Annotated in this window: 4 protein-coding genes, 1 tRNA gene and 1 pseudogene; 4 read left to right on the top strand and 2 right to left on the bottom strand. The window is 65.8% G+C overall.

Annotation, left to right across the window (positions count from 1 at the left end):
• A pseudogene (locus ACXJKH_RS13660) lies at positions 1–322 on the bottom strand (energy transducer TonB); the annotation flags it as partial.
• Positions 323–456: 134 nt separating this feature from the next.
• On the opposite strand from ACXJKH_RS13660, the gene serS reads away from it, so the two are divergent.
• Positions 457–1,737 (top strand): serine--tRNA ligase, encoded by a 1,281-nt coding sequence (serS, locus tag ACXJKH_RS13655; RefSeq protein WP_457320036.1) that lies wholly within the window; start codon positions 457–459, stop codon positions 1,735–1,737.
• 328 nt (positions 1,738–2,065) lie between these two features.
• On the opposite strand, the gene ACXJKH_RS13650 is transcribed toward serS, so the two are convergent.
• A complete protein-coding gene (locus ACXJKH_RS13650; RefSeq protein ID WP_256774490.1) occupies positions 2,066–2,647 on the bottom strand; it encodes an FMN-dependent NADH-azoreductase in 582 nt (193 codons plus the stop codon).
• Between the two features lie 124 nt (positions 2,648–2,771).
• Here ACXJKH_RS13650 and ACXJKH_RS13645 point away from each other — a divergent pair, with 124 nt between their 5' ends.
• The 3 genes from ACXJKH_RS13645 to ACXJKH_RS13635 all read left to right on the top strand — a co-directional run.
• A complete protein-coding gene (locus ACXJKH_RS13645) occupies positions 2,772–3,764 on the top strand; it encodes a LysR substrate-binding domain-containing protein (RefSeq protein WP_457320034.1) in 993 nt (330 codons plus the stop codon).
• A gap of 155 nt (positions 3,765–3,919) precedes the next feature.
• Positions 3,920–4,009: transfer RNA gene (locus ACXJKH_RS13640), tRNA-Ser, on the top strand.
• Positions 4,010–4,093: 84 nt separating this feature from the next.
• Positions 4,094–5,438: DUF6538 domain-containing protein (locus ACXJKH_RS13635; RefSeq protein WP_457320032.1), on the top strand; the 1,345-nt coding region annotated here is incomplete at its 3' end.

Here is a 5,438-nt window from a genome sequence, read left to right as displayed (position 1 = left end):
GGGCGGCGGCAGCGGCCGGCGGCGGGGGCGGCGCGGTTTCCACCAGCTGCGGCTTCTCCGCATTGGCCGGGAGCGCCTTCGCATCKGGCATGTCGCTGGAGCCGGCCGCGGCGGGCAGGGGTTCGGGCAGCGGCTCGATCTCGGCCACCTGCTGCGGCGTTGCCGCCGGGCCGGCCTTGTAGAACTCGTCGTTGCGGCTGCTCAGCCACACCACCAGAAACAGGAGGATGCCGACGCCAAAGGCGATACCGGCGATCATCAGGCTGCGGCGGGGCAGGTGGAAGGTGATGTTCTTGCCAGACGTAGAGCGGGAAGCGGACATGAGCCATACCGTTGTGAACAGCCCGATTCTGCCACGCCGGCAATGACTGAGGGGTACATGGCGGCGCGCGGGCGGCAGAAATCCGCGTAACAGGCGATAATCCCCCTCCGTACCCGAACCCACCTGCCACCGCCATGCTTGATCCAGCCCTGCTTCGCCAACATCCCGCCGACCTTGCAGAACGCCTGCGCACCTCGCGCGGTTTCGAGCTGGATGTGTCCGGGCTGGAGTCGCTGGAAGCGGACCGCAAGCGCATCCAGGTGCGTACCCAGGAACTGCAGAGCCTGCGCAACAGCCGCTCCAAGGCCATCGGCCAGGCCAAGGCCAAGGGCGAAGACGTCTCGGCGATCATGGCCGAAGTGGCCGCCTTCGCCGATGAGCTCAAGGCCTCGGAAGTGGCCCTGGACGAACTGCGCGACAAGATCGAAGCCATCGCCCTGGGCATCCCCAACCTGCCGGCCGACGACGTGCCCGCCGGCAAGGACGAGACCGAGAACGTAGAACAGAAGCGCTGGGGCACCCCGCGCGCGTTCGACTTCCCCGTGCTCGACCACGTCGAACTGGGCGCCCGCAACCGCTGGCTCGATGGTGAGACCGCCGCCAAGCTGTCCGGTTCGCGCTTCACCGTGCTGCGCGGCCCGATCGCGCGCCTGCACCGCGCGCTGGCGCAGTTCATGCTCGACCTGCACACCGGCGAGCACGGCTATGAAGAAACGAACGTCCCGGCGCTGGTCAACGCCGAGTCGCTGCGCGGTACCAGCCAGCTGCCCAAGTTCGAAGACGACCTGTTCAAGACCGCCGTGGGCGAGTCCACGCGCTACCTGATCCCGACCTCGGAAGTGCCGCTGACCAACATCGTGCGCGATGACATCGTCGACGCCGACCAGCTGCCGCTGCGCATGACTGCCCACTCGCTGTGCTTCCGCGCCGAAGCCGGCAGCGGCGGCCGCGATGTGCGCGGCATGATCCGCCAGCACCAGTTCGASAAGGTCGAACTGGTGGCCGCCTGCACCCCGGCGCAGAGCGACGAAGAACACCAGCGCATGACCCGCTGCGCCGAAGTGGTGCTGGAGAAGCTGGGCCTGCCGTACCGCAAGGTGCTGCTGTGCACCGGCGACATGGGCTTCTCGGCGATCAAGACCTACGACCTGGAAGTGTGGCTGCCCTCGCAGGACACCTACCGCGAGATCTCCTCGTGCTCCAACTGTGGCGATTTCCAGGCCCGCCGCATGCAGGCCCGCTGGCGCAACCCGGAAACCGGCAAGCCCGAACTGCTGCACACCCTCAACGGCTCCGGCGTGGCCGTGGGCCGGGCGATGATCGCGGTGATGGAGAACTACCAGAACGCCGACGGCAGCATCACCGTGCCGGACGCGCTCAAGCCCTACATGGGCGGCATCGAGACCATCGCCTGAAACGAAAAACCTGCCGAAAGGCGGGTTTTTTGCATCCAGGAGGTAGAGCCACCCCATGGGTGGCCGCCGTACCGTTCGGGCACCACGTGCAGCCACCCATGGGGTGGCTCTACCTCCGTTGTTCCTGGGCGGGTAGGGCCACGCCCTGCGTGGCTGGCGCTTTCCACGTTGATTCAATGCGAGCCAACGGCGGCCAAGTGCGTACCCGCGATCTCAAAAAGATGGCCCCAAAAGGGGCCATCAGGCGCAACACCGGCAAGGGAGAGAAAACCGGCGCCGCGCACCACGGCACCACGACGAGGGGGAGGGAGTGGCGTGGGGTTACACCTCAGGCAGCGGCCAGCTCACGCGGCTGCGGCAGCGCGGCCAGCGCCTGAGCGATCGCGTCGGTGCGGTGCTGCGGCGAGTAGGCGATGCCCTCGGCGCGCACGAATTCCACCTCGTCGATGCCGAAGAACGCGAACACCTGGCGCAGGTACGGATCCTGGAAGTCGGTCGGGGCGCCGGTGTGCAGGCCGCCGCGGCTGCTGGCCACGATCACGCGCTTGCCGCCGGCCAGGCCCACCGGGCCGGTATCGGTGTACTTGAAGGTCTTGCCAGCCACCGCCAGGCGGTCGATCCACGCCTTGAGGGTGGAGGCCACGCTGAAGTTGTACATTGGGGAGCCGATGACCACCACGTCGGCCGCCAGGAACTGCTCCAGCACCAGCGCCGCGTCGGCCACTTCGGCCGCGTCGGTCTGGGCCAGCGAACTGCTGCGCAGGTGCGCAACGGGCTGGGCGTCCAGGTCGCGGTAGGTGACCTCCAGGCCCGGCACCTGGTCACGCCACTGCTGGACCACGGCGGCCGAGAGCTGGCGGGAAACCGAGTTGTCGCCAAGGACGCTGGCATCGATGTGGAGAAGCTTCATGGCAATCACCTGTTATCTGGGAGGGGCGGGCAACGCGCCGCCGACGGAAAACAGGTTAGGTTGTTGCTTGGTTGGAATAAAGGTGGTTGAATACCACGTATTGTTCTATATCTGGAACTTCGGTATGCAAGACCTCAACGATCTCTACTACTTCGCCATGGTGGTCGACCACGGTGGTTTCGCCGCCGCCGAACGCGCCCTGGGCATCCCCAAATCCCGTCTGAGCCGCCGTATCAGCCAGCTGGAAACCGACCTCGGCGTACGCCTGCTGCAGCGCTCCACGCGCCGCTTCGCGGTGACCGACGTGGGCACCAGCGTGCACCGCCACGCCCAGACCATGCTCGCCGAGGCCCAGGCCGCGCGCGAAGTGGTGGACCGGCTGAGCGCCGAGCCACGCGGCCTGGTGCGCGCCAGCGTGCCGGTGTCGCTGGCGCAGATGCAGCTGCCCAAGCTGCTGCCCAAGTTCCTGGCCCAGTACCCCAAGGTGCGGCTGCAGCTGAACATCAGCAACCGCCGCGTGGACATCATCAACGAGGGCTACGACGTCGCCCTGCGCGTGCGCTCGCGGCTGGATGACGACGGCAGCCTGGTCATGCGCAGCTTCGGCCAGGTGCAGGAACTGCTGGTGGCGAGCCCGAAATACCTCGACCGTGCCGGCCGCCCCAAGGACCCGGACGAACTGGCCAACCACGTCACCCTGAGCATCAGCGAAGACGAAGCCCGCCAGCGCTGGRAACTGCACGGCCCCGAAGGCGCGGTGCGCCGCGTGGACCTGCAGCCACGCGTGGCCGGTTTCGATTTCCCGCTGCTGCAAAGCATGGTCAAGGACGGCTTCGGCATCACCATGCTGCCCGAGACCGTCTGCGCCGATGCCGTGCGCAGCGGCGAGCTGGAAGTGGTGCTGCCGGAATGGTCGCTGCCGCAGGGCGTGTGCCACGCCGTGTTCGCCTCGCGCCGCGGCCTGCTGCCGGCGGTGCGGGTGTTCATCGACTTCCTGGCCGAACACCTGCCGCCACAACTGGAGGCCTCGCGCCTGGATTGCGGTGGCGCGTGCGAGCGGGCCAAGGAGAAGATCAAGGCCAGCGCGCTGGGTGCGTTGGCGGTGGATGCGGGCTGAGCCCGGCACCGGCCGGGTGGGCAAAACCCACCTGAAATGCGAGAATGCGACCCCCGGCCAGTGCCGGGGAGCCATGCCGGACGGGGCGCTGCCCCGACCGGATGCCGGGGTTGAAATGACCTGGGCACGCGGTGCGCAGACAGCGCTACCGATACGGAGAGATGGCCGAGCGGTTTAAGGCACCGGTCTTGAAAACCGGCGAAGGGTCAAACCTTCCGTGGGTTCGAATCCCACTCTCTCCGCCAATCGCGTATAACTCATTGATTCTAAATATGAATTTTTGATGTGTCCTGATTGGCAGGCGGAAAGCATGCAGAGGCGACAATCGCATGCGCATCCCTCACCATTTGAGTCGGTCCGAGACCGGTCGCTGGTCSTTCGTCCAGCGYGTTCCYGTYGACCTYCAMGCCGTGCTCGACTGCCGGCTGATCAAACGCAYCCTTCGAACGAAAGACCTRGCTCAGGCCCAYGTGCGTGCRGTCGTGCTGGGYGCAGGCTATGCTCGRCTCTTCGCACAGTTGAAGGATCAACGCGTGGCCAAGCTCRSCAAAACGGATGCTGACCTYCTSATTGATCGTTTGACGAGYGCTGAGAACCTKCGCGAGCTCACGTTGAACCGCACCCGGGCAWCGGACGGGACGGTCACGGAGCAATGGCAGATCGACAGTCCCAAGGACTTGAAGCTCTATAGGCAGCTCATGGAGTTGGAAGCGATGGCGGCCACGCTCCAGCAGCCTTCAGCAGCCCGCCGGGGACCGGCTCGCGAGATCTGGCCGCAGGTGACCTGCACATCCGCAACGCCACCGGCCCAGGCCATCGAGACGATCACCTTGGGAAAGGCGCGCGACGCCTTCCTGGCGACGCTCAAGCCTTCAACTCTGCCCAAGACCTACACGATCAAGAAGACCGCGATCGAGGCATTGGTGGCGTTCTTGGGGGCAAAGGCCAAGGTCCACGCGATCACGCGCTCGGACTTGGCCCGCTGGTATCAGGACATGCGGGAGAAGGGGGCTTCCACGCCGACCCTGACAAACAAGCAGTCCTACATCGGCGGCAAGGGCGGCTTCTTCGAGTGGGCCATGGCCTCTGGTCACTACCCGCGTGGCGACAACCCAGCCTCCGGCCATGTGAGCTATTCCCAGCGCGAGAAGCGCGCCCGCAAGAAGCTGGGTTTCAAAGCCTACGATAGGGCGCAGATCCGGGCGCTGTTCGCGCCCGAGGCACTGGCCAAACTGTCCGAATCGGCCCGCTGGGCGTCCCTCATTGGGCTCTACACCGGTGCCAGGGCGTCCGAAGTCGGTCAACTCCTCATCAAGGACGTGTTTGAGGAGGATGGCATCCCGTGTATCCGCATCTCAGACGACGGCGAGCACCAGAAGGTGAAAACCGAAGTGAGCCTTCGCACCGTGCCGCTACATCCTGAATTGCTCAAGATGGGACTCTTGGAGTGGGTCGACGGGAAGCGCGAGGCAGGTGAGACGAGACTATTCCCGGCGGCCAAAGCAACGGCCGTAAACGGGCAAGGGAACTGGATCACCAAGGCCTTCAGTCGGCACCTGGCTGAGGTGGGGAAGGGCTGGGAGCCCGCGAAGCGTGGGTTCCATTCCTTGCGGAAGACATTCATCCAGGAGCTGCAAGGGGTAGGGGTAGTTTCCGAGCTTAGGGCGCAAATTG

It is taken from the genome of Stenotrophomonas sp. P5_B8, assembly GCF_054049855.1.
Note: the sequence above shows the minus strand (reverse complement) of the source record. Positions and strands in the feature narration are given on the sequence as shown.